General features: G+C 57.5%; 30 protein-coding genes. All 30 read left to right on the forward strand.

Going from position 1 to position 21,215, the window contains the following annotated elements; translation table 11 throughout:
• The first annotated feature begins 34 nt into the window (after window positions 1-34).
• Window positions 35-238: a hypothetical protein gene (locus BQ5353_RS11150; RefSeq protein ID WP_071428253.1), complete on the forward strand. Its 204-nt coding sequence runs from the start codon at window positions 35-37 to the stop codon at window positions 236-238.
• Window positions 235-390 (forward strand): hypothetical protein, encoded by a 156-nt coding sequence (locus BQ5353_RS12915; protein ID WP_154667590.1) that lies wholly within the window; start codon window positions 235-237, stop codon window positions 388-390. The genes BQ5353_RS11150 and BQ5353_RS12915 overlap by 4 nt, the downstream gene beginning before the upstream one ends.
• Window positions 391-510: 120 nt before the next feature.
• Window positions 511-1,266: a rolling circle replication-associated protein gene (locus tag BQ5353_RS11155; protein WP_071428254.1), complete on the forward strand. Its 756-nt coding sequence runs from the start codon at window positions 511-513 to the stop codon at window positions 1,264-1,266.
• 13 nt (window positions 1,267-1,279) lie between these two features.
• On the forward strand, window positions 1,280-1,927 hold the full coding sequence (locus BQ5353_RS11160; protein WP_233424519.1) for a phosphoadenosine phosphosulfate reductase family protein: 648 nt from the start codon (window positions 1,280-1,282) through the stop codon (window positions 1,925-1,927).
• Window positions 1,928-2,150: 223 nt separating this feature from the next.
• The gene (locus BQ5353_RS11165; RefSeq protein WP_071428255.1) at window positions 2,151-2,501 is read left to right on the forward strand and encodes a hypothetical protein; all 351 of its coding nucleotides are present in this window, start codon (window positions 2,151-2,153) and stop codon (window positions 2,499-2,501) included.
• Window positions 2,495-3,556, forward strand: a complete 1,062-nt coding sequence (locus BQ5353_RS11170; RefSeq protein ID WP_071428256.1) for a DNA cytosine methyltransferase — start codon at window positions 2,495-2,497, stop codon at window positions 3,554-3,556. Before BQ5353_RS11165 ends, BQ5353_RS11170 begins: the two co-directional genes overlap by 7 nt.
• Before the next feature lie 49 nt (window positions 3,557-3,605).
• A complete protein-coding gene (locus BQ5353_RS13490) occupies window positions 3,606-3,815 on the forward strand; it encodes a DUF551 domain-containing protein (protein WP_407657178.1) in 210 nt (69 codons plus the stop codon).
• Between the two features lie 174 nt (window positions 3,816-3,989).
• A complete protein-coding gene (locus BQ5353_RS11180; protein WP_071428258.1) occupies window positions 3,990-4,199 on the forward strand; it encodes a hypothetical protein in 210 nt (69 codons plus the stop codon).
• Between the two features lie 11 nt (window positions 4,200-4,210).
• Window positions 4,211-4,384 carry a hypothetical protein gene (locus BQ5353_RS12920; protein ID WP_154667591.1) on the forward strand — a complete coding sequence of 58 codons (174 nt, stop codon included), beginning with the start codon at window positions 4,211-4,213 and terminating at the stop codon, window positions 4,382-4,384.
• Window positions 4,362-4,520, forward strand: coding sequence for a hypothetical protein (locus BQ5353_RS12925; RefSeq protein ID WP_154667592.1), 159 nt, complete (start codon window positions 4,362-4,364; stop codon window positions 4,518-4,520). Before BQ5353_RS12920 ends, BQ5353_RS12925 begins: the two co-directional genes overlap by 23 nt.
• Complete coding sequence (locus tag BQ5353_RS11185; protein WP_071428259.1) at window positions 4,517-4,882, forward strand: DUF7694 domain-containing protein; 366 nt, start codon at window positions 4,517-4,519, stop codon at window positions 4,880-4,882. The genes BQ5353_RS12925 and BQ5353_RS11185 overlap by 4 nt, the downstream gene beginning before the upstream one ends.
• A 70-nt stretch (window positions 4,883-4,952) precedes the next feature.
• A complete protein-coding gene (locus BQ5353_RS11190) occupies window positions 4,953-5,504 on the forward strand; it encodes a DUF1064 domain-containing protein (RefSeq protein ID WP_071428260.1) in 552 nt (183 codons plus the stop codon).
• A gap of 149 nt (window positions 5,505-5,653) precedes the next feature.
• Entirely contained in the window at window positions 5,654-5,860 is a 207-nt protein-coding gene (locus BQ5353_RS11195; RefSeq protein WP_143117232.1) for a hypothetical protein, read from the forward strand.
• A gap of 207 nt (window positions 5,861-6,067) precedes the next feature.
• Window positions 6,068-6,385 (forward strand): hypothetical protein, encoded by a 318-nt coding sequence (locus BQ5353_RS11200; RefSeq protein ID WP_143117233.1) that lies wholly within the window; start codon window positions 6,068-6,070, stop codon window positions 6,383-6,385.
• Window positions 6,386-7,066, forward strand: a complete 681-nt coding sequence (locus BQ5353_RS11205; RefSeq protein ID WP_083386484.1) for an HNH endonuclease — start codon at window positions 6,386-6,388, stop codon at window positions 7,064-7,066. It abuts the gene before it with no gap.
• A gap of 142 nt (window positions 7,067-7,208) precedes the next feature.
• The gene (locus BQ5353_RS11210) at window positions 7,209-7,553 is read left to right on the forward strand and encodes a hypothetical protein (RefSeq protein ID WP_071428263.1); all 345 of its coding nucleotides are present in this window, start codon (window positions 7,209-7,211) and stop codon (window positions 7,551-7,553) included.
• Window positions 7,553-9,310, forward strand: a complete 1,758-nt coding sequence (locus tag BQ5353_RS11215; RefSeq protein ID WP_071428264.1) for a terminase large subunit — start codon at window positions 7,553-7,555, stop codon at window positions 9,308-9,310. The genes BQ5353_RS11210 and BQ5353_RS11215 overlap by 1 nt, the downstream gene beginning before the upstream one ends.
• A 79-nt stretch (window positions 9,311-9,389) precedes the next feature.
• Window positions 9,390-10,604, forward strand: coding sequence for a phage portal protein (locus BQ5353_RS11220; protein ID WP_071428265.1), 1,215 nt, complete (start codon window positions 9,390-9,392; stop codon window positions 10,602-10,604).
• A gap of 3 nt (window positions 10,605-10,607) precedes the next feature.
• Window positions 10,608-11,219 (forward strand): HK97 family phage prohead protease, encoded by a 612-nt coding sequence (locus BQ5353_RS11225; RefSeq protein ID WP_083386485.1) that lies wholly within the window; start codon window positions 10,608-10,610, stop codon window positions 11,217-11,219.
• Between the two features lie 3 nt (window positions 11,220-11,222).
• The gene (locus BQ5353_RS11230) at window positions 11,223-12,539 is read left to right on the forward strand and encodes a phage major capsid protein (RefSeq protein WP_071428266.1); all 1,317 of its coding nucleotides are present in this window, start codon (window positions 11,223-11,225) and stop codon (window positions 12,537-12,539) included.
• A 9-nt stretch (window positions 12,540-12,548) separates the two neighbouring features.
• Window positions 12,549-12,839: a hypothetical protein gene (locus tag BQ5353_RS11235; RefSeq protein ID WP_143117234.1), complete on the forward strand. Its 291-nt coding sequence runs from the start codon at window positions 12,549-12,551 to the stop codon at window positions 12,837-12,839.
• Window positions 12,832-13,221 carry a hypothetical protein gene (locus BQ5353_RS11240; RefSeq protein WP_071428268.1) on the forward strand — a complete coding sequence of 130 codons (390 nt, stop codon included), beginning with the start codon at window positions 12,832-12,834 and terminating at the stop codon, window positions 13,219-13,221. Before BQ5353_RS11235 ends, BQ5353_RS11240 begins: the two co-directional genes overlap by 8 nt.
• 1 nt (window position 13,222) lies before the next feature.
• Window positions 13,223-13,594, forward strand: coding sequence for a hypothetical protein (locus tag BQ5353_RS11245; protein ID WP_071428269.1), 372 nt, complete (start codon window positions 13,223-13,225; stop codon window positions 13,592-13,594).
• The gene (locus tag BQ5353_RS11250) at window positions 13,591-13,974 is read left to right on the forward strand and encodes an HK97-gp10 family putative phage morphogenesis protein (protein ID WP_071428270.1); all 384 of its coding nucleotides are present in this window, start codon (window positions 13,591-13,593) and stop codon (window positions 13,972-13,974) included. Before BQ5353_RS11245 ends, BQ5353_RS11250 begins: the two co-directional genes overlap by 4 nt.
• A gap of 12 nt (window positions 13,975-13,986) precedes the next feature.
• Window positions 13,987-14,628, forward strand: coding sequence for a major tail protein (locus tag BQ5353_RS11255; protein WP_071428271.1), 642 nt, complete (start codon window positions 13,987-13,989; stop codon window positions 14,626-14,628).
• Between the two features lie 3 nt (window positions 14,629-14,631).
• Window positions 14,632-15,147, forward strand: coding sequence for a hypothetical protein (locus tag BQ5353_RS11260; RefSeq protein WP_071428272.1), 516 nt, complete (start codon window positions 14,632-14,634; stop codon window positions 15,145-15,147).
• 3 nt (window positions 15,148-15,150) lie between these two features.
• Entirely contained in the window at window positions 15,151-18,093 is a 2,943-nt protein-coding gene (locus tag BQ5353_RS11265; RefSeq protein ID WP_071428273.1) for a coiled-coil domain-containing protein, read from the forward strand.
• A 10-nt stretch (window positions 18,094-18,103) separates the two neighbouring features.
• A complete protein-coding gene (locus tag BQ5353_RS11270) occupies window positions 18,104-18,949 on the forward strand; it encodes a phage distal tail protein (RefSeq protein WP_071428274.1) in 846 nt (281 codons plus the stop codon).
• 3 nt (window positions 18,950-18,952) lie between these two features.
• Window positions 18,953-20,110: a siphovirus ReqiPepy6 Gp37-like family protein gene (locus BQ5353_RS11275; RefSeq protein WP_071428275.1), complete on the forward strand. Its 1,158-nt coding sequence runs from the start codon at window positions 18,953-18,955 to the stop codon at window positions 20,108-20,110.
• Between the two features lie 14 nt (window positions 20,111-20,124).
• The coding region (locus tag BQ5353_RS13110; protein WP_162273139.1) for a hypothetical protein at window positions 20,125-21,215 on the forward strand (1,091 nt) is incomplete at its 3' end.

Below are 21,215 nucleotides of genomic sequence, written 5' to 3' on the forward strand. Positions count from 1 at the left end.
CCCGGGACGCGGAGCACCTACTGCGGAGGGCCCGATGAAGAAAAGCGACCTCTATGCCCACGGGAACCCCTACGGCTACCGGTACAACGTGAACCACCCGTGGGTGCATCCCATCTACCTGGAGTATTGCCGGGGGATTGGGGCCCGCAGCGGATACCCCCTCACCGACCTACAGCGCCGGGGGTTTGACCAGTACCTGGAAGAGCACATCCAGAAGAAAAGGGGGCGGAGAAATTGACCGTCAACGGGTTTGACAGCCCCCAGCTGCTGGGGCTCATGCTGGCGCTTCTGGCTGGCCACGATTGGAAAGCCTCTATGGACCCATCCGGGCGTGTCGCAGTAGAGGTGGAGCTCTCCCCACAACATGTCCTATATTTTGTAATCAATTGATGCCGCTTCCACTCCCTGGCCCGGAGAGGGGGCGGCATTACAAACAGCCCTAAAGGGGCGTTGCGCCCTTGGTATAGCCATTAACTCTCCGACAGACAGCGAAAGGGATGAAAAGAAGCCATGGCCTATCTCCTCCAGGAAACCCAAGCAGGAAGAATCCGGGTAATCCAAAAATACCAGTCCTCCCGGTATGGGAGCAAAGGGAAGCGCCGGGGGGAATGGCAGCGCCCCACCCCCCAGGCAGTGGAGCGGGCCAATGAGCGGCGGGCGCTGGAAAAGCTGTGGCTCCTTCTCAACGCCAACTTTGCGGAGGGGGACCTTTTCGTCCTGCTCACCTACCGCAAGGAGAACCGCCCCGATGGGGATACGGCCAAGGAGCAGCTGGCCAAGTTCCTGCGGAAGGCCCGGGCCCTCTACCGCCGGGAGGGGAAGGAACTGAAATACATCTGGGTGACTGAGTATAAAAACGCAGCTATCCACCACCACCTGGTGATGAACCGGATTGACCCCACCTTGCTTGCACCCCTCTGGCCCCACGGGATGGTGCGGACAGAAAGCCTCTATGAGGATGGGCAGTTCCGGGGCCTGGCCGAGTACCTGATCAAGGAGACAAGCAAAACCTTCCGGGAGACTGGGGGGAAGCGGTGGAACCCATCAAAGAACCTGACCCGTCCCAAGGAGAGCCGCCAGGTGGTTTCGGCGGGCAGCTGGCGCAAAGAGCCGAAGATCCCCAAAGGGTACCGCCTGTGGGGGGAAGTGGAAAGCGGGGTCAGCCAGATCACCGGCTGGCCCTACCAGAGATATGTCCTGCTGGCGTTGCCGCCGGCCAAATTTGGGGCGTCCAGAAAGAAGGCAGCCGCCCCGAAGCGGGAATAAAGGAGGGAGAATCGTGGATAAAGAAAAAATAGCCATTGAGCGGATCAAGATGGCGGCGGAGTTATCTATCGCCCATTATGGCAAGCCGTTGCTGGTGACCACCAGCGGGGGGAAGGACAGCGATATTTGTATTGAGTTGGCACTGCGCTCAGGGGTGCCGTTTGAAGTGCAGCATAGTCTCACCACAGCGGATGCCCCCCAGACGGTGCAGCATGTAAAGGCTAAGTTTCGGGGATTGGAGTTAAAAGGGATAAAATGCACCATCAACTATCCCACATATAAGGGCCGGCGGATAAGCATGTGGAGCTTGATCCCTCAAAAATTGATGCCACCGACCAGGAGGATCCGGTATTGCTGTGAGGTGTTAAAAGAGCAAGCCGGAAAAAACCGTGTCATTACAACTGGGGTAAGGCGGGCGGAAAGTGCGAAACGGTCTGGCCGGGGGATCATGGAGGATACAGCTAAGGATATCAGCAAACGCCTGATCATTAACAACGATAACGATGATTCCCGGCAAATGATAGAGCGGTGCCAAGTGCAGGCCAAAATAATCTGCAACCCTATTATTGACTGGTTGGATCGGGAGGTTTGGGATTATATCCGCAGTGAGGGACTAGGGGTAAACCCTTTGTATAGCTGTGGGTTTACCCGCGTCGGCTGAATAGGATGCCCGATGGCCGGTGGCCGTCGATATTTTGAGTTTAACCAGTTCCCGGCCTATCGACAGATGTACCAATCCGCATTTGCCAGGATGCTAGATGCTCGTAGGGCAAAGGGACTGAACACACAATGGGCCGAGCCAAAAGAGGTTATGGCCTGGTGGATGGGCGAAGACATCAACCAGATTAAAATAATCCAGTACATAGAGGGAGAAAATTGAGATCATGGAACACCAAGAATTGATCGATGCCCTGCGCCGGATGCAGGTGGAGACTGGGAGCCTTGCCTGCCTGGGATGTGGGTATGAGCACAATTGCTGCATCCACGGCTGTGCCATTGTACGGATGGCGGTGGAGGAACTCCGGGAAGCCCAAAAAATCAAGAGGGAGCGGGATGCCCTGTTGGAGGAGCTCCGGGGAAAGTGCGCCTACTGCACCAACAACACGGGGCGGTGGGGGAGAAGCCAAGGGGCCTACGCCTGCCCCCATCTGCCCAAGGGGGTTCTGGCCACATCGGGGGCCAAGAATTGTGAGCATTGGAGATGGAGGGGCCAGAAAGGGAGGGAAGAATGTTGACCCACTTGTCGCTGTTCAGCGGGATTGGGGGCTTGGATTTGGCGGCGGAGTGGGCGGGGTTCCGCACCGTCGGCCAGTGCGAATGGGCGGACTACCCCGCCAAGGTATTGGAAAAACACTGGCCGGATGTGCCCCGGTGGCGGGACATCCGTAGCCTGACTAAGGAGGCGTTTTATGAGCGGACAGGATTGGGAGCAGTTGACCTTATTTCCGGCGGATTCCCCTGCCAGCCCTTTTCTGTTGCCGGGAAGCGCAGAGGCAAGGAGGATGACCGTTACCTCTGGCCAGAAATGCTGCGGGTTATTGAGGAACTGCAGCCCCGTTGGGTTGTTGGGGAGAATGTTGCTGGAATCGTCACAATGGCGCTCGACCAGGTGTTATCTGACCTGGAAACCCGCGGGTACGCCACAGGGGCGTTTGTTGTTCCGGCTTGTGCCGTCGACGCCCCGCACCGCAGGGACCGGGTTGCCATTGTGGCCTACCGTGACCAAGTTCGACGCGACCTGCGGGGACCTGCCGGGGAAGGAGTACAACGGGGAGAGCCGCCATGCTATGAAGCTGATCCAGGCGGCAAAGCTGTGGCCTACACCCCGGGCGAACGATGGGGAGAAGCGGGGGGAGGTGTCGCCAGACCCCCGGAACGGTTTGCCGGGAGCGGTGCGGATGTGGCCGACCCCAAGCGCATCGGACTGCGGCAGGACGGCGATCAACCCCCATATGACCCGGAACGGCACAATCCGGCACATTGGGAAGAATGGGGCACAGAGTTATGCCCGGCTGGATGCAGTGGCGGCAATGTTCCCCACGCCCATAGCGACCGACTGGAAAAACCGGGGGACCAGAGCCAGCCGGAAAGGGAGGGAATACCAGCTGCAAACCCATGTTGGTGGCCAGCTGAACCCGACGTGGGTCGAGTGGCTCATGGGGTTCCCCACCGGGTGGACCGACTTAGATGCCTAGGCAATGCGGTGGTGCCCCAGCAGTTTTACCCTATCTTCCAGGCGATCGCAGAAATGGAACAAGGAAAAGGAGAGTATCAAAATGGCAAGCTGTAAGTTTTGCGGGAAGCAAGAGCCGGTGATGTACTGCGTGTGCGCCGGGTGTATGGACAAGCTGAGGCCCCAGTGGATCAGCGTCAAGGAGAGGACGCCGAAGCCAGCGACAAAGGTGATCGTCTACTGGGAAAATAGCGGAGGCCCAGTGATCTGTGAGGGCTACTACATGGGTGAAGATGGCTGGAGCTACGTTGGATGGGAAGCGCCTCGATTTATTGTAACCCACTGGATGCCGCTACCAAGCCCGCCGGAGGATTAGCGAGTTAGAGATAGTTAGAGATAGTAAGTTCCGGCCTTCTGCCGGGTGGTTTTGATGCGTTCCACCCGAAAACATTCTCCGTTCGTCCGGGAACCAAAGTCAAGTGGAGGTGGTACCAGCACCGATGAAGCGAGATTTTGGCACCCGGCAGAGGGCCGGAGGAAGGAGAAGCCGATGAATAACGACCTGAAATTTCCGACTTATAATGTTCCGCTTAGTAAAGCAATTGAGATTGTTAAATATCAACTGGGGGACGATAGTGTTCCCATCCCGACAAAGGTACTCTCCATTGACCAGGTTGCAAACATGGGAACTCATGACAGCATAACAAAAAAAGACCTTATCAACGCTTTGCGGTGGTTGTTTAGGCATTACGATTTCTAGGAGGTAGGACGATGAACCCAGCCAAAGAAAACATCCTGCTGCGGCGGGAGATCGGGGCCCTGCGGGCGCTGCTGGAGCGGCAGCCACTGGAGTATACCGTCCGCTGGCTGAAACTCTCCTTCCTCACCCTGCGCCGCCTGGGGTGGGGGGGAGAAACGGATTATGGAGTTTTTCACCGCCTTTGACCAGCTGGCCGCGGAAGTCCAAGGCAACGACACCTGGGAGGATGAGGCGGATGCCATCCTGGAGCGGGACATCCACCTGCTGCCGGTGTCGGTGGAAGCGCTGATCCAGGCGGGGAGAGGGGAGAGTACTAGATGAAAGATCTAAACAGCCTGAACCAGTGCCGGCTGACGGCGGAGGAAAAGGGCTTTTATGGCACAGAGGGAGACGGCAAAAACGGAGTTTTCAAGGTGTTTGTGGATGGCCGGTCATTCTTCTGCATCGCATCAAATGGAGGGGGATGGGAGCATGTCAGCGTGTCTCCTTGTAGCCGGAAGCGGAAAACCTGCCCCACATGGGGAGAAATGTGCGCTATCAAGGATATGTTCTTTGGGGATGAGGAAACAGTCGTGCAGTACCATCCTCCCAAAAGCGACTACGTCAATAACCATCCATACTGCCTCCACCTATGGAAACCTACTAACCAAGAGATTCCCAGGCCGCCGAAGCTGTTCGTTTAAAAAAGGAGGGAACCCAAATGGCGAGCTGTAAGTTTTGTGGGAAGAAAGAGTCGCCGGAGGAGGGAAGACCATGGGCCTGACTCTCACCCCGGAAGAGTTGGGAAGACTCCTACAGCGCAACCCCCACCTGAGAATCCAGGAGCAGCTGAACCGTAGGGAAGCGGCGCCAGCAAAGGCCCCGACTAAGCGGTTTGATAGCCAGGCGGAAGAAATCCTCTACACCCAGCATATCCGGCCATTGCTGATAGCGGGGAAGATCGCCACCTGCCGGGAGCACCCGCGGTTTGAACTTTTGCCAGCGGTCACGGTGGGGGGAATCCGCTATGGGGCAAGGCACTACACCCCAGATTTCCTCCTCACTTGGGCGGGAGGGCAGGTACAGGTCATTGAGGTCAAAGGCAAGGCTGTAAAGCGGCTCCAACGGGATTATCCCCTGCGCCGCCAACTCTTCCTCCTGCGCTATGTCATGCCCCAGGGCTGGGCCTTTTTGGAGATCCCCGCAGAGGATTTGACCCGTGGAAAATTTGATGAACTCTCTGAACCCCTTAAAAAGACACCCCCAGACAGGGAAGGGGAAAAGGGCCCTGACAGAGCAATCCCAGAAAATTACAAACCCGCATAACAGTGCGGTTTCTCGGGGTTTGTCAAGCCCTAAACGCCTACACCCTGAGCAATCCTCTGGAAACCAAGTTACAATGGAATTAGGGACCAACCATGGGCCTGCATCCGCATCGGGTGCGGGCCCTGTTTTCCACAAAGGGGGGTGAACCGGTGGAAGAACTGCTCAAAGAATACCAGGAGAGTGCCCGCTTAGTTGAGAGGCGTATATCCCAAATCCGCAGCACGCTGCACACCCTGGACAAGGGGGAGTTCATCGAGGCTCGCAAGCGGCTGGAAGTTTTGGAGGAGGAGTACTACGATCTTGCCTATGCCATGCGGGGAATCCAGCGGTATTTGGAGCCGAAAGGCCCTCCCTGACCATAGCGGGGAGCCGGAAAGGAGGGGAGCCCAATCGCCAAGAAAGAGACAAAACCTAGCAAATATGAGACCCACATCCTGCCCCATTGGGAACGGATTCAGCGCTGGGCGGGGAGGGGCTGTGCTGATTCCCAAATTTACATTGCCCTTGGCGTGGGGAAAACCACTTGGTTTGCCGAAAAGAAAGCCCACCCAGAACTTGCCCAAATGCTGGACCAGGCACGGAAGGAATGCATCAACGAGGTGGTCAGCGCCCTATATGAGATGGCGGTGGGCCGGTTTGTGGAAGTAGAGAAAGCCTTTAAGTGCAAAGAGGTTTACTACGACGCCGAGAACCGCCGGTGCGAAAGGGAGCAGGTGGAACTGGTCACCGTCAAGGAGTACCTTCCGCCCCAGATGGCCGCGGCGGCCTTCTTCCTCAAGAACCGGGACAAGGAGGGCGGCTGGGCGGACAACCCCGACCAGCTAAAGCTGAACCGGGAGAAGTTCCAGCACAAGAAAGCAATGGATGAGGAGTTGGTCTAATTGGCCCGCCTGCAAGCGATCCAGCAGCTGTATGTGAGCAAACCCTTCCGGGAGCTGCGCCGGACGCTCATTGTGGAGCGGGGGGCCAGGTGCGAGCGGTGCGGCGCCATCCTGGAAGATACCTCCCAGATTATCGCCCACCACAAGGTGGAAATCACCCTGAGCAACCTCAATGACCCGGCGGTCACCCTGAACCCGGACAACATTGAACTGGTGTGCCTTGACTGCCACAACCGGGAGCACAACCGCTTCGGGCCGGTGGCCCACAATGTGTTCCTGGTGTATGGGCCGCCTTTGTCGGGCAAATCCACCTTTGTGCGGCAGACCGCTCGCCGGGGGGATTTGATGGTGGACATGGACGCCCTGTGGCAGGCCATATCCGGCCAGCCCATTTATGACAAGCCCAACAACCTGCGGTTTAACGTGTTTGCAGTGCGGGGCTTGCTCATCGACAACATCCGCACCCGGTATGGCCGGTGGAACGACGCCTATCTCATCGGGGGATATCCCCAAAGCGCCGAGCGCCAGCAGCTCTTGGAGGAACTGGGCGCGGTGCCTGTCTACTGCGACGCCACCCAGGAGGAGTGCATTGCTAGGCTGTACCAGGACCCACAGCGGGTACAAGTCCGCCAGCAGTGGGAAGGGTATATCCAATCCTGGTTTGACCAGTACCAGGAGTAGCGGGCAGCCCTCCCCCCCACCTGCCTTTTAGCGGGCCTGGAGCCATACTGTGCGGTACCCATTCGAAGCACACACGGGGCAAAATTGACTTTTTAGGGAAATCCCCATAACCCATAAAAAAACCGGGAAAGGAGGAAAACCAATGGAAAAGGGGAAAACCCCAGCCCGCGAGGATGCAGTGCAGCGGGAATATGCCCGGCTCCGGGATCTGTTTGCTGGGGCGGAGGAATCCAAACTAGCCCTGTTTGACGGCCATATCTGGGAGAACGCCCGCATCCGGGTAGAGCTGGACGATCTTTACCGGATCGCCGCTGCCAGCGGCCTGGTGAAGGTCTCCGCCAAGAACCCACTCAACCAGAAGGAGACCGCCGTGTCCAAAATGCTAACCAAGCTGCGGGCCAGTTACAACAATTCCAGCCGCCTCCTCTCCCGGGAATTGCTGGGGGCGGAGCCGGAGGAAGAGGACGACTTGGAGGAGTTTGAGTAATGGCCCCTTTCAACGTCCTTTCCTGCGAGATCGGAGGGGAACACTCCTACCTGATGGAATACTACAGCCGCTGCAAGGCCGGGGAACCCCTCATCGGGCGGGAGCTGGAAACTCTGCTGGATACCCTTATGGAGGATATGCAGGACCCGGAGTACCGCTTCGAGCTCACAGAGCCCCACAAGCGAATCCGGTTTATTGAGACCAAATGCAAGCTGTTTGAGGCCCCTTTCGCAGGGAAGCCCTTCCTCCTGGAACTGTTCCAAAAGGCATTTATTGAGGCGGTGTACGGCTTCCAGCTCTATGACATGGAGTGGGGCCAGTGGGTGCGCCGGTTCCAGCAGATTTTGTTGGTAATCGGGCGGAAAAACGGAAAAACGCCCCTTTTAGCGGCCCTGGCCCTGGCGGAGTTTTTCTGCGGGGAGACCGGCCTCAAGATCATGTGCGCCTCCAACGACTATGAGCAGGCGGATTTGTGCTATCAGGCCATTGACAGCATGCGGGAGGAGAGCCGAAGCCTGGAAAAGGTCACCCGGAAGAATATCAGGGGCATCTATTTTGGCAACCCCAAGCAAAAAAAGAAAAAGGGGAAGTTCTCCCGCCAAAACAAGGCCCAAATCCGTAAGATGTCGGCCAAATCCGGGGCCAAAGAGGGGCGCAACCTGGGCATGGTCATCGTAGATGAAGTCTTTGAAATGAAGGATGACAGCACAGTGATGCCCTTGATCCAGTCCCTTTCCACCCAAAAAGAGCCCCTTTATTTTGAGATCACCACCGAAGGGTTCACCCAGGACGGGTACTTGGACAACCGGCTCAAATATGCCCGCCAGGTGCTGCGGGGGGAGGTGGAGGACAACCGCCTCCTGCCGTGGCTTTACACCCAGGACAGCGAAAAGGAGGTCTGGCAGGAAGAAAAGAGCTGGCAGAAGTCCAACCCGGGCCTGGGCTCCATCAAGCGGTGGGGATACCTGCGCAGCCTGGTGGCCAAAGCCAAGCTGAGCAAGAGCGAGCGGGCCTTTGTACTGGCCAAGGAGTTCAACCTCAAGCAAAATAACGCCCAAGCCTGGCTGGAAGAATCGGTCATTGTCAATCCCGCCGCCTTCGATTTGGAGGAGTTCCGGGGCTGTTACTACCTGGGGGCCGCCGACCTGGCCGAGACCACCGACTTAAACTCGGTGAAAGCCTCTTTCCTGCGGCCCGGCGACCACAAGAAATATACCATCCAAATGTACTTTATCCCCGAGGCCAAGGCCGATGCCGACCTGTTTGAAAACGACACCAACCGGGAGAAAAAGGACTACCGTCAATGGGAGCGGGAGGGCCTGGTGACCATTCTCCCAGGCAACGAGGTGGACGGCGAGGCGGTGGCCCAGTGGTTTATCGACCTGTACACCCAGTACGGCATGACGCCCTACAAAATCGGCTACGATAACTGGCACGCCAAAGGGTTTGCCAAAACCCTAGAGGAATACTTTGGCAAGGAGGTACTGGAACGGGTACCCATGGACTTTGCCGCCCTATCCAGCCCTATGCGCAGCCTGGAAGCCGATTTGAAGACCAAGGGGATCGTCTACAACAATCATGAAATTGACGCATGGTGCCTGCGGAATACCGCCATCCGCACCGACAACATTGGGCGGATCATGCCGGTGAAGGTACAGGGCCGCTCCTCTAACCGGATCGACGGCTGTTTGACCTTTATCATCTGCCAATATCTCCACCAGCAGTACGGCGGCAAGCTGCGGGAATTGATTGAATAAGCGAGCAAGGAGGTGAAAACCCATAGGAATCCGAGACTTTTTCTCCCGCCTGCTGGGCGGGGAAGGGGAAAACACCCGTGTGACATTGGAGACAATCGCCGAGAGCCTCCCGGCCATGGCCACGTTTGGCGATGACCTGTACCGGTCGGACACAGTGCGCCAGGCGGTGCGGGCCATCGCGGAGGAGTGCGGCAAGATCACCCTTAAATCGGTGATTGAGCAGGAAAACCCCCACAAGATCACGGTGGTAAAAGACGACATCACCCAGCTATTCTCCTGCCGGCCCAACCCCTACCAATCCACCGCCGATTTTTTTGAGCAGGTGGTATACCAGTGGCTGGTGCGGGACAACGCCTTTATTTACCGCAAATATGAGACCCGCCGCAGCCGCAGCGGGCTGATCAGCGTCCACAAAGCCTTTTACCCCCTCAACCCCACTCGGGTGGAATTCCAGATGGATGGGCGGGGCGGCCTGTATCTCAAATTGGGATTTTTAGCGGGGGAGAGCTTCACCCTCCCCTACAGCAGTTTCATCCACCTGCGCCGGGAATATGGGCCAAACCCTCTTTTGGGTGGAGATGCCTTTGGACAGGTGGACACCCGGGAGGGGCTCAAGACTGCCCAGACCCTGGACCGGGCCCAGCAGCTGATCCCCAAAGCCCTAGAAGCCGGCCTCTCCATGAACGGGGTCTTTGTGGCCCGCAATGTAGCGGAGGCCGACAAGCTGAAAAAGGAGCGGGACCGGTTTGAAAAGAGCCTGGAAAGCAGCGCCTCTGGCATTGCGGCCATCGACCTGGCGGGGGAGTTCATCCCCATCACCAAAAACGCCAAAGTAATCGACAAAGAGGTGCTGGAATACCTGGAAAACAAGCTGATTAAGGGTTTGGGGGTGTCCCCGGCCATCCTCAGCGGCGATTTTACCGAGACCCAGAGCTCCGCTTTTTATCAAAAGTGCATCGAGACGTTTATCGTCAAGTTTGAACAGGCCATGACTGGGGTGTGTTACACCCCGCGGGAGCGGGCGCAGGGCCGGAAGGTGAAAATCTACGACCGGCAAATCCAGCACATGAGCCTGGAAACCCGGCTCAAGATCGCGGAAATCTACATGCCTACCGGCTACATCGGCGAGGATGAAGCCCGGGAACTCATCGGCATGGAGCCGAGGGGTGTCCAGGGCGGTGTCCAGTCCCTCAACTATGTGGAGAGACAGGTGGCTACCCAATACCAGATGCGGAGGGCAGGCCAGGGAAAGGCCCCGGATGAGCCGTTGACCCCCAAGAAAGAGGAGGAATGATCGTTGGAAGAGAATATGGAGCTTCGCGCCTTTGAGGTGCAGGCCGATGAGGCAGAGGAAGGGGTGATCGAGGGGTATGCTGTTGTCTATGGCCAGATGACCACCATCGGGGGTATGTTCCGGGAGGTGGTGGAGCCAGGCGCAGTCACCCAGGAGAGCTTAAAGGACGTCCCATTTTTTATCAATCACAACGACCGTATGATCCCCGTGGCCCGGTACCAGTCAGGCCGGGCGGTGAACAGCCTGGAACTGTCTTTGGACAGCAAGGGCCTCCGTTTCCGCACCAAGCTGGATTTGGACAACAATGCTGAGGCCCGCAGCCTTTACAGCGGCATCAAGCGGGGGGATATCACCGGCATGTCCTTTGCATTTAAAATTGACGCCCAGCGGTGGGAGAATATGGCCAGCCCCATGCCCACCCGCCGCATCCAGAAATATAAGGAGATACGGGACATTTCCAGCGTTGTCCGCCCGGCTTACCGGGGGGCAAAGGTGGAAGCAAGGGCCGAACCCGCCACGGCGGAACAGGTCTTAGAGGAAGCCAGGAGGAAGGCCGCCCAAAGCTGTGATTTGGCGCTGCTGAAAGACAAAATCCGCATGAAAGGAAAGGTATAGCCCATGAAAGACAAACTTTTGAAATTGATCCAGCAGAAGGAGACCCGCAAACAAGCGCTGCTCACCCAGGTGGAGAGCTGCGAGGATGTGGTCCAGCTGCGCAGCATGAACGCGGAGATGGACCAGCTCAATGGGGATATCGCAGAAATGCGCTCCATGTTGGAGGCGCTCCCCAATGAAGACATGGATGAGCGGGAGCAAGCCGCCCAGGAGGGAGCCGAACAGCGGGGAGAGATGCAGACCATCCTTTCCGCCATCCTGGGGGACCGGGCGCAGCGGGGCGAAGAGGAGGACGACGCCGAATACCGGGAAGCCTGGGCCCTGGAATTGACCGGCCGCCCCCTCACCGATGAACAGCGGGAGGTATTTGACGCCACAAACGCCGAGTTCCGGGCCGCGTCGCCCCTCTCCACCGAAAACAGTGGGGCCCTCATCCCCAAAACGGTGACTGACGGCATCTGGGCCCGGGCCCAGGAAGGCCACGCCTTCTGGGCAGACGTAGATCCCTTGGGGGTTCCCGGGACGGTGGCCGCCATCAAGGACGACGAAAAAGGGGAGGACGCTAAGTGGTACGATGAAGCCACCGAGACGGAGGACGGGACCGAATCCTTCAGCCAGGTAGAATTGGTGGGCCGGGAACTCTCCCGCTGCGTGCCGGTAACCTGGAAGCTGAAACGGATGGCAATCCAAGCGTTTCTGCCCTATCTGACCAAGAAATTGGGGCAGAAGGCGGGAGACGCTTTGGCCTATGGCGCGGTGCGGGGCAAAGGCGCCCCCGGGGATTCGGAGAGTTTCAAGCCGGAACCTTTGGGTGTGATTACCGCCTTGAAAAAAGAGAGCAGCACCCCACAGGTGGTCAAAGTCACCGGCCAGGTAGCTTACAAGGATTTGACCACCCTCATGGCGAAATTGGCCTCCGGTTACATGGCGGGAGCGGCTATCTATGCCAACAACGCAACCATCTGGGCCCAGCTGGCCAATGTGGTAGATGGGACAGGCCGCCCAGTCTTTATCGCTGACCCCTCCAACGAGGGGGTAGGCCGTATCTTGGGCCGCCCGGTGAAACTGGAATCCGCCTTGGAGGACGGCCAAATCCTCCTGGGCAACCCCAGGGAGGGATATTTTGCCAACCTGGCCCAGGATATGACCATCACAGTGGAGGATCACGGAAAGAAGCGGTACACCGATTACATCATCTATGCCATTGCCGATGGCAAGCCTATGGACAACAAAGCTTTTGCTCTGTTGGAGGCGACCGCTGCTATGGCATCTGTTGCAGAACAGGTATCCTCAGAGCAAGACCCCAAAGCCTCCAAGTAAGAGGGTGGCATGATGAAACCATCAGAACAGGCCCGGGAACAGGTCAAGGCCCTCATGGGCATCACCTACAGCGATCCCATAGAGGATCAAAAAATTGAGTGGCAGATGGAATCCTGCATGGCGGACATGGTGGGCGCCGGGGTGCCGGTGGAGCTGCTGGAAACCCCTCTTGCAGTAGACAGTATGGCCTTGTACTGCAAAATGCGGCAGGGCAGCGACACCGCCAGCATCCAAAACCACCCAGTCTATATCGCCAACCTATCCAAACTGCGCAGCACAGAGGTGGACACCAATGGCTGATCTTGTCATCCATCCCCACACATTCATCCGGATCAGCAAAAAAACAAGCACCTACACAGCAGGGAACGGGGCGTCCGAAACATGGGCGCCCCTCACCCGCATCTGTCATGGCGTGGTGAGCGATGCCTTCCCGGTGGAATGGCGGGGGGCCTTCGGCGCGGATATGATCAGTGCTGCGGCCCAGAACATCCGCCAGATGGCCACAGTCCGAATGTCCTATCACCCCGATGTATGGGAAGCCCTGCGGACAAGGGAGGTACGGGTACACCTGGTGGAGGAGGGCCCGAAAGCCCATCCTTTTGTGGTCTACGGTGACGCGGACAATGTGGGGATGCAAAACCAGGTTTTGGAATTTAAAGTCCACCGGCTGGAGGGGAAATAGCGTGGAAGAACTGGCAAACCAAATCCAGCGGGCGCTGGATGAGCGGCTGTACCCATCGGGGGTCTATTCCTTCCGGGATCTGGCCCAGGAAGTGGAAGGGCAGCTTCCAGAGGAGTATGCCGTGTATACGATAACTGGGGAGAAGCCTTTGGCTTTTGCTTCCGGCCTCCCGGTTTGGAAGGAGATCAGTCTGCAAGTCCGCTATTTTGCAGTGGAAAGCAGGTACAGCAGCCAGCACATAAGGGCCATCCAGGAGGCGGCCCACAGCCTGGGGTTCCGGGGATGGGATATAGAGCCTATCTACCGGATGAAGCCGGAAGAAAAACGGGGCGCCCTGCTGGAATTCGCTTTGGAAAGGGCGGTGAAATTGTGAGACATCAATTTGACTTGAATGCAGACAACCTCATCCAAGGGTTATCGGATACCCTGAATGAGGATTTGGAGCGGGGTTTGGACAAAGCCGCCGCCCGGGCGATGGAAGCCCTCCGGGATGCTTCCCCCCGAGGGGAACTGGCCGATTCCGGAGAAAAACCCTACCGGGACAGCTGGTATGTCAAAGACAGGTACAAGAAGGTCCGCTACATCACCAACGACAAGTATGTGGACGGCCCGGACGGCCCCATCCCCCTCAAAATGCTGCTGGAATATGGCACCGAGGAGATGCCCGCCCAGCCTCACATCCAAAAGACCTACGACGCCATAGAGGATGAGCTGGCAGAGATCATCCTGGGCGAAATCAACCTAGACCTATAAGGAGGACAAGACATGGCAGCAGACTACAAAAAACAGGCCCCGGCATATCACGGCATCACCAATGCCAAATATGCCCTGCGGGATGATAGCGGGGCCCCCGGCACCGAGGTGAAGGAAATCCCCTATATCAAAAGCATCTCCCACGAGCCCCAGGTGGAGGCTCAGGAAGTGTTTGCCAATGACAGCAAGGTGCTCACCATCCCCAGCGACCAGGGCAGCACCGGCAGCCTGGGAACCACAGCCCCTTACCGGGCCCTGGAAATCGATCTGGGCCAGCTGATGGAGGTGGACGGGGCCACCGCCGAGGTGAAGATCACCGGGTACAAACGCGTTGATCTGTATTACGAGTACAGCGAGACCACCCAGAGCGGCATCAACTACAAGGTCAAAGTTTGGGCCCTCAATGTGGAGATGGGCAAAGCCACCCGCAGCCATGCCACCGATGAGAACACCGCGACCTTAGGCGAATACCAGTATCCCATTACCATCTACGGCGACAAGGTGAAGGATTCCACCGGATCAGCGGTTTACCAGGATGCCAACGGCAACGAGATCACCGCCACTATGGTCATCTCTGTGCCGGGGGACGCCAACTATGCCGACTTTGGAAAGACCGTACCGGTGGTAAAGGTGAAAGCGGCATTGGAGAGCTAGCCCATGGAACTGCAAATCAGCGGCAAGCCCTATGAGGTCTCCCCGGCGTTTTTGACCTTATACCGGTATCGGGCGCGCTATGGGACCTCCTTTTTAGCGGGGAAGGAACCAACCTTTCAACAGCTGTTTCAGCTGATCTATGAGGGCATAAAGGGGCCAAAACCAGGCCGGAATAAATTGGAACGGGAAGCGGCCCAAGACCCGGGGTTCCCCGCCCAAGCCTACTCTATATTCTGCGAGATGACCAAATCTGCCCGGCGGCGGTGGGAAGGAGGGCCCGCCGCCGCGCCGGTAGATGAATACCAGATCATGGCCCTGTTCGCCCAAAGCTCCCTGCCAGCTTTCCTCCTTTCGGAGCTGACCATCTTCCAACTGCTGGAACAGCTGGAAGCCTGTTTTGGGCAGGGAGCCGCCCCAGCGCCCAGGGAGATGAGCTCCCAAGAGCGCAAGGCCCTATACAGCATCACCCCAGAGCGGGAGGCCCAGGTGGAGGAATACCTCGCCAGACAGGAGGGATAGACCATGGCGAAAAAGAAACTGGAAATTGAAATCCGCGGTAACACCGAACAGTTCCGGCAAGAGTTGAAAAAGCTGGATCAAGGGATGAAAAATGCGGGAAACCGGGCCAAATCCCTAAAAGACCTACTCAATTTGGAGTGGAACAATAAAAAATTTCTGGATGCGCAGAAACAGGCCCAGAAGGCGGTGGAGAAATCCACCGAGAAGGTCAAACTCCTCAAAGAGGGGCTGAAATCCCTGGAACAAGCGCCTGCCAGTGAGGCGCGTAACCAGGAGATCGAAAAATTGACCACCCAGCTGGTGAAAGCAGAAACCCAAGCCAAGAGGGCAACCATTGCCCTAAATGAGATCAACAGTTTACAGGCGAAGAGGGCAAACCAGCAGCTGGGCGCCGCTGGTGGGAAGGCGATCCAGACCGGGGCGGTGATGTCGGCGGCGATTACCGCCCCCCTCGCCCTCCTGGCCAATGAGGGAAAACAGGTCTACAGCGATCTGGCCGAATCCCAGAATGTGGTGGAGCAGGCATTTGGGGCCAGCGCCAGCAAGGTGGATGAATGGTCAAAGACTTTGCTCCAATCCAACGGCATCTCCGAGTTGACCGCCAAGCAGACCGCCGGCCTCTATAAGGCCATGGGAGACGGCATGGACGTCCCCATCCAAAAGGGCGAGGAGATGGCCATGAACCTCACAGCCCTGGCCGGGGACGTCTCATCCTTTTACAACACAAGCTATGAGATGAGCAGCAAAGCCCTGGAAGGGATTTACACCGGCGAGACCGAAGCCCTCAAAAAGTACGGTGTAGTCATGACTGAGGCAAACTTGCAGGCATATGCCCTTGCCCAGGGATATGAGACCTTGTATAAGGACATGGACCAAGGCGAGAAGGTCATGCTCCGGTATCAGTTTGTCACCGACGCCCTCAAAGTGGCCCAGGGGGATTTTGCCCGCACCATAGACAGCACCGCAAACCAAGAGCGGCTGGCCGCGGAACAGCGTAAACAGGCAGCCGCCGAGCTGGTCAAAGGGATTATGCCGGCCTATGATGAACTGCTCAAGGTAGTCAATAAGCTCCTCACGGGGTTTAACCAACTGAGCGATGGGGAGAAAAAAGCCCTCACCACCATTCTTGCCACAGCGGCGGCCACTGGCCCGGTAATCACGGTGATGGGAGCCGCCGCTAAGGGGGTCAGTGGGTTCCGGAGTGCCCTGGAAGCCGCAAAGCTTGCTTCCGACGGCGCAAGCAAGGCAGTGACTCTGCTTAACCTGGCGGCCAACCCCCTCACCGCCACCCTAGGGGCCGCAGCGGTGGCCCTCGTGGCCTTAGCGGTACAGATGGACGCTGCTTACAACCCGGCAACCCGGCTGAACAACGCCATCAAGGAATCCCGGCAGGAGTACGAGGCAGCGGTGCAGGCGGCTGAAAAAGCCCAGGAGGCATCCCGGCAGGAGGTTGAAACCACCCAGCAGCTGATCCAGACCTATGATGAGCTCAACAGCAAAACAGAGCTCACCGCCCAGGAAAAAGAGCGGCTCCAAGGGGTGGTGGAACAGCTGAACCAGGCATTGCCGGGGGCCATATCCCTCCTGGATGAGGAGACAGGCCGGTACAGCACCCAGGCCAGTGTCCTCTATGGCCTCAATGAGGAGCGGGCGCGGGAAATCCGGTTGCTCCAAATGCGGGAGGAAGTGCTGGCCGGCAAAAAGCGGTTGGAAGATATCGAAACTGAAAAAGGTGAGTTACAGCAACAGATTGATTATAAGACGCGAAACCTTGAAATTGCTAAAATTACTGGTGACGATTACAGTGTTGGGGATTTACAGGCCCAAATTGATGGCTTAGCTGATTCCATGCGATCATTGGAGCAAGAGGAGAATAAGCTCAATCGTACCCAGAAAATTTTTGAGCGAAAGATGGAAGGAGGGTTCCATCCTGAAAAATCCATCGCCAGCACAGGGATCAAGGCCATCTATGGGGAAGACATCAATGGATTTAAGAAAGAGCGGGACTTGCTGATTATGCAGCGGGATATGGACCTTATCACCAACGAACAGTACCTGGAGCGGCTGAAAGAGGCCCAGGAAAAGTACCTGGCCGAAAACAGCGCTGAGTGGAGGGAGGCCCAGGCGGAGATCACCCAGGGGGAGGCCATTGCCTACGATACCCGGTTGAGCAACCTAAAAGGATTTGCCTCCGCTGCGAAGTCCATCCAAAAGAGCCAGTACGAGGAGCAAATCCAATATGCCAAGGACGCCTACAGCTACGAAAAGCAGCTGGTGCAGGACCGGTACAACGCCGAAGTCAAGGCAGTAGAGAAGGCCCTGGCCGCCACCGAAAAGAAAATCAATGCGGAGATCGCCGCCATTGACAAGGAGATCGAGGCCCGCAAGCGGCTCAAAGAGGATGAGGCCACCCAGGAGGAGAAGGACGCCATCATCGCCCAGCTCCAATACGGGAAATTGGACGACTTTACCCGCCGGGAACTGTTGGCCCAGCTGGACCAGATCCATCAGCTGGAGGCAGAGCGGCAGTGGGAACGGGAGCAGGCCGACCGTAAGGAAGCCCTCCAACAGGAGTTAGCCGACGCCCGGGAGGTGGCCGAACAGAAGAAAGCCGACCTCCAAAGCCTTTTGGAAACCGAACAAAGGGCACTGGATGAAGCCTATAACCTCCACATTGAGCAGCTAAACCAGGTCTTTGGCATGTCCAGCACCGAGATGAACAAAATATCCACTGATTTTGTAAAGACCCTGGATGAAGGGGCCAAACAGGTGGCCCGCCAACTGGAGGCGATGATTGAGAAGCTGCGCCGGGCCCAGAACAGCGCCCGGCAGACCGCCAATGTGACCTACGACTACAGCGACCGCAGTTCCCGCCTTACCCTCACCGGCACCAGTTACACCGATGAGCAGGCGGCCCGGGTTTTCCGCAATATGATGCTGAGGTGAGGAGGATGCCATGAAGCGACTGACCTATTTATCCGACAATGGGGCCATTATCCAGTTCAACGCGGGCGGGCCTTACTTTGTCAGCTATGCCGATTTGAGCAGCGCTGGGGCCTCCTTTGACGAGCATGCAGTCATCGGCAGCGATGGAGTGCTTACTCTGGGCGGCAGCTATGACAAAAAGACCATCCCCGCCACTGGGCAGATCGTGGGACTGAGCAAGCGGCATCTGGAACAGCTGCGGACCAACCTGGCCATGGCCATGAACATCCACTTTGAGGGGACGCTGGTGGCCGAACAGCACGACGGCAGCCGAAAAAAGCTGCGGGTGCGGCCCTCTGGCAACCCCGGATTTGAGGGGGAAAAGGGCCTCTGCCAGCCCTTTACCCTGGAATGGCAGAGCGACTCCCCCTATTGGACTGACTACGATTCCATCGTCCTGCCCATCGGCCAGATAAAAGCCCTGTGGCATTTCCCGTTTTCCACCCCCATCCTCTTTGGCTATGCGGTGGCGGACGTGGAGGTATACAACACCACCTCCATCACCATCCCCACCCGGATTGAAATCCTCTCCCAGTCCACGGCGGTGACCATCACCAACCACTCCACCGGGGAATGGCTCCAGGTCAACGAGGCCATCGGTGAGGGGCAGAAAATGGTAGTGGACAGCGAGACGGCGGACATCTACATCCAAGATCTGCTCACCGGCCGCAAAACCAATGCCACCAACCGCCTGGAAGCGGGCAGCACCCCCATCACCCTGGCGCCGGGGAAAAACCGGATTGAGCTGGAAAACGGCATCGCCGGTTCCCGGCCCCTCTCCTATATCATCTACAACAAACCATATTTGGCGGTGTAAATTATGGCTCTCATCTATTTGTATCGCAATCTCCACGAGGGGGAGACCCTCACCGGCAACCAGCTCAAGGTAACCCGCCGGGCAACTTCCATCTATTTCCGGGAGAACCTGGACGCAGTGGGAGAGTTTGAGATCACCATCCCCCTGGCCGACGATATGGCCTTATACCTCCAAGAGGGGTATCTGATCAGCGTGGACAACCGGTATTTTGGCATCATCCGGCAGTTGAGCCAGGGGGTGGGCCGGGACGCCAACTCTATTGTCATCGCGGGCAGCGACCTCAAGGGATATTTGGAGGACCGGGTGACCCTGTACCCCCAAAAAATCATCCAGGAAGGGTTACAGGGATATGACGCCATCAACAACGCCACCACTGAGGCGGTGGTCAAGCACTTTGTGCGAAACAACATCACCGCCCCTGTAGACGCCAAGCGGAAAATCCCCGGCTTTATCCTCGCCCCGGATCAGGGGAGGGGCCTGGCCAATGACCAATACATGAGCCGGTTTGAACCCTTGGATGAAGTCATGCAGAAAAACCTCTCCCCCCAGAAGATGGGCTACCGGGTGGACGTGGATCTGAAGACTTCCCAGTTTGTTTTTGACGTCATAGCGGGGGTAGACCACACCGCCGGCCAGAACGCCAACTCCCGGATCATCTTCGACGCCCGGTACCGCAATATGGCCTCCCTCAACTATTACAGCAGTGTCAAGGATTACCGCAACCTCTTCTACACCTCCCTGGCCAACAGCAAAAACAGCGCCCAATCCCTAACAGCCATGTATTACCGGGAGGGGGAGGAGGAGCCCACCGGCCCAGACCGCAAAGAGCAGCACCTTAATGTGTCGGTCAACCTGCCTGATGGCCAGATCTATGACAACCTCAAAGCCTATGCCCTCAAAGATGCAGAGCGGTACCAGCAGGTGGAAAGCATAGAGGTGGATGTGCTGGACCGGCTCCAATATGGGGTGGATTACAACCTGGGGGATTTTGTCACCATCCAAGCCCGCAGCGGCCTCCTGGGACGGCTGGCCATCTTTGACAAGCAGATTGTTAGCGTCACCCACCGGTGGACGAACAGTGGGATCAGCCGGGTGCTAGGGTTTGGGGAAGAGAAGATCACCCGCTTTGAGGCCATGGAACGGCGGATGAAAAACCTGTAAAGGAGGAAAAGACTTTGATCACATTCGGCGTATTTGATGCCCCTTTGGGCGCGCCAAGCCGGGAACTGGTCTCCACCCCAGAGGAGGCAGTCTCCTGGATCAACCAGAGTTTCGGCCAGCCGGAGGAGTATTACTACTCGGCGGAGCAGTACCGGGAACTATGGGCCTCCATGCTCACCAACGGCGTTGTCCCAGAGGTGCGACAAACCGATAACTCCACCATTGTGCCAGCGGTGCAGCTAGGCAATTCCCTGGCCGCCAGCCCTGGGGAGGGCCTTGCCCTCATCATCCAGGACGGCATTGCCTGGATTGACGGCGCCTATCTTAGGGTGCGGGACACCGAGACATTGCACCTCAATCCTGGGATAAATGACATTGTGGCCCGGCTGGACACCACCAGCAGCCAGGTGGTTTACAAGCTGTTTGTCAAGCCTCGCAGCACTGGCACTTTGGTGGAAAATCTCACTAGGTCGGAGGGAATCTACGAGCTGGGCCTCCATACCGTGACAGTACCTACAGGGACAAACCAAGTCACTGCCGCTATGATCGAGGATCACCGGCTGGATTTGACCCCAGGCTTGGATGGCAAGCCTATCTGCGGCATTGTTGGGAGCCTACTCCAGCCGGATGTCTCTGCTTGGTATGACAAAGCTGCAGAGGTGCTACACCTACAACAGGAGACATTTGCCCAATTGATGGAGGACCAAAAAAAGGATTTCCAGGCTTGGTTTGATAGCCTACAAGTGATCCTAGATGGAGATGTTGCAGCCAATTTAGCAGGGGAGATCACCGCCCATAAAAATGACAAGGGGATGCACACCTTCCCAGCCACCGCCTCCCTGACCCCGGCTGGGGCGCTGGAACTAAGCGGCGACCTGCCCGCAGACAAGGACGGCCTGACGGTGCAGTTTGTAAGCCCCGCCGCGGCCACCGACGGCTTGCAGATGAAGTTTGCGGGGAGCGACGCCCTGTACCCCATCCTGACCACCGGGGAGGGGAAGGAGCCCATCCAGGCCGGGGCGTGGGACCAGGGGGTGCCGGTGACCCTGACGGTGAGCGGGGGGAGCTGTTTTTTTAAGGGAGGCGGGGCGGGGGTCCCCGCCGG

The sequence above is a fragment of the Merdimmobilis hominis genome, from assembly GCF_900104615.1.
GTDB lineage: Bacteria > Bacillota > Clostridia > Oscillospirales > Ruminococcaceae > Merdimmobilis > Merdimmobilis hominis.

What these genes read in the sequence shown, in the direction of transcription:
- BQ5353_RS11150 (WP_071428253.1), top strand. Translation starts at nt 35, where the DNA reads ATGAAGAAAAGCGACCTCTATGCCCACGGGAACCCCTACGGCTACCGG.
- BQ5353_RS11155 (WP_071428254.1), top strand. Translation starts at nt 511, where the DNA reads ATGGCCTATCTCCTCCAGGAAACCCAAGCAGGAAGAATCCGGGTAATC.
- BQ5353_RS11165 (WP_071428255.1), top strand. Translation starts at nt 2,151, where the DNA reads ATGGAACACCAAGAATTGATCGATGCCCTGCGCCGGATGCAGGTGGAG.
- BQ5353_RS11170 (WP_071428256.1), top strand. Translation starts at nt 2,495, where the DNA reads ATGTTGACCCACTTGTCGCTGTTCAGCGGGATTGGGGGCTTGGATTTG.
- BQ5353_RS13490 (WP_407657178.1), top strand. Translation starts at nt 3,606, where the DNA reads ATGGACAAGCTGAGGCCCCAGTGGATCAGCGTCAAGGAGAGGACGCCG.
- BQ5353_RS11180 (WP_071428258.1), top strand. Translation starts at nt 3,990, where the DNA reads ATGAATAACGACCTGAAATTTCCGACTTATAATGTTCCGCTTAGTAAA.
- BQ5353_RS12920 (WP_154667591.1), top strand. Translation starts at nt 4,211, where the DNA reads ATGAACCCAGCCAAAGAAAACATCCTGCTGCGGCGGGAGATCGGGGCC.
- BQ5353_RS12925 (WP_154667592.1), top strand. Translation starts at nt 4,362, where the DNA reads ATGGAGTTTTTCACCGCCTTTGACCAGCTGGCCGCGGAAGTCCAAGGC.
- BQ5353_RS11185 (WP_071428259.1), top strand. Translation starts at nt 4,517, where the DNA reads ATGAAAGATCTAAACAGCCTGAACCAGTGCCGGCTGACGGCGGAGGAA.
- BQ5353_RS11190 (WP_071428260.1), top strand. Translation starts at nt 4,953, where the DNA reads ATGGGCCTGACTCTCACCCCGGAAGAGTTGGGAAGACTCCTACAGCGC.
- BQ5353_RS11200 (WP_143117233.1), top strand. Translation starts at nt 6,068, where the DNA reads ATGCTGGACCAGGCACGGAAGGAATGCATCAACGAGGTGGTCAGCGCC.
- BQ5353_RS11210 (WP_071428263.1), top strand. Translation starts at nt 7,209, where the DNA reads ATGGAAAAGGGGAAAACCCCAGCCCGCGAGGATGCAGTGCAGCGGGAA.
- BQ5353_RS11215 (WP_071428264.1), top strand. Translation starts at nt 7,553, where the DNA reads ATGGCCCCTTTCAACGTCCTTTCCTGCGAGATCGGAGGGGAACACTCC.
- BQ5353_RS11230 (WP_071428266.1), top strand. Translation starts at nt 11,223, where the DNA reads ATGAAAGACAAACTTTTGAAATTGATCCAGCAGAAGGAGACCCGCAAA.
- BQ5353_RS11235 (WP_143117234.1), top strand. Translation starts at nt 12,549, where the DNA reads ATGATGAAACCATCAGAACAGGCCCGGGAACAGGTCAAGGCCCTCATG.
- BQ5353_RS11240 (WP_071428268.1), top strand. Translation starts at nt 12,832, where the DNA reads ATGGCTGATCTTGTCATCCATCCCCACACATTCATCCGGATCAGCAAA.
- BQ5353_RS11255 (WP_071428271.1), top strand. Translation starts at nt 13,987, where the DNA reads ATGGCAGCAGACTACAAAAAACAGGCCCCGGCATATCACGGCATCACC.
- BQ5353_RS11260 (WP_071428272.1), top strand. Translation starts at nt 14,632, where the DNA reads ATGGAACTGCAAATCAGCGGCAAGCCCTATGAGGTCTCCCCGGCGTTT.
- BQ5353_RS11265 (WP_071428273.1), top strand. Translation starts at nt 15,151, where the DNA reads ATGGCGAAAAAGAAACTGGAAATTGAAATCCGCGGTAACACCGAACAG.
- BQ5353_RS11270 (WP_071428274.1), top strand. Translation starts at nt 18,104, where the DNA reads ATGAAGCGACTGACCTATTTATCCGACAATGGGGCCATTATCCAGTTC.
- BQ5353_RS11275 (WP_071428275.1), top strand. Translation starts at nt 18,953, where the DNA reads ATGGCTCTCATCTATTTGTATCGCAATCTCCACGAGGGGGAGACCCTC.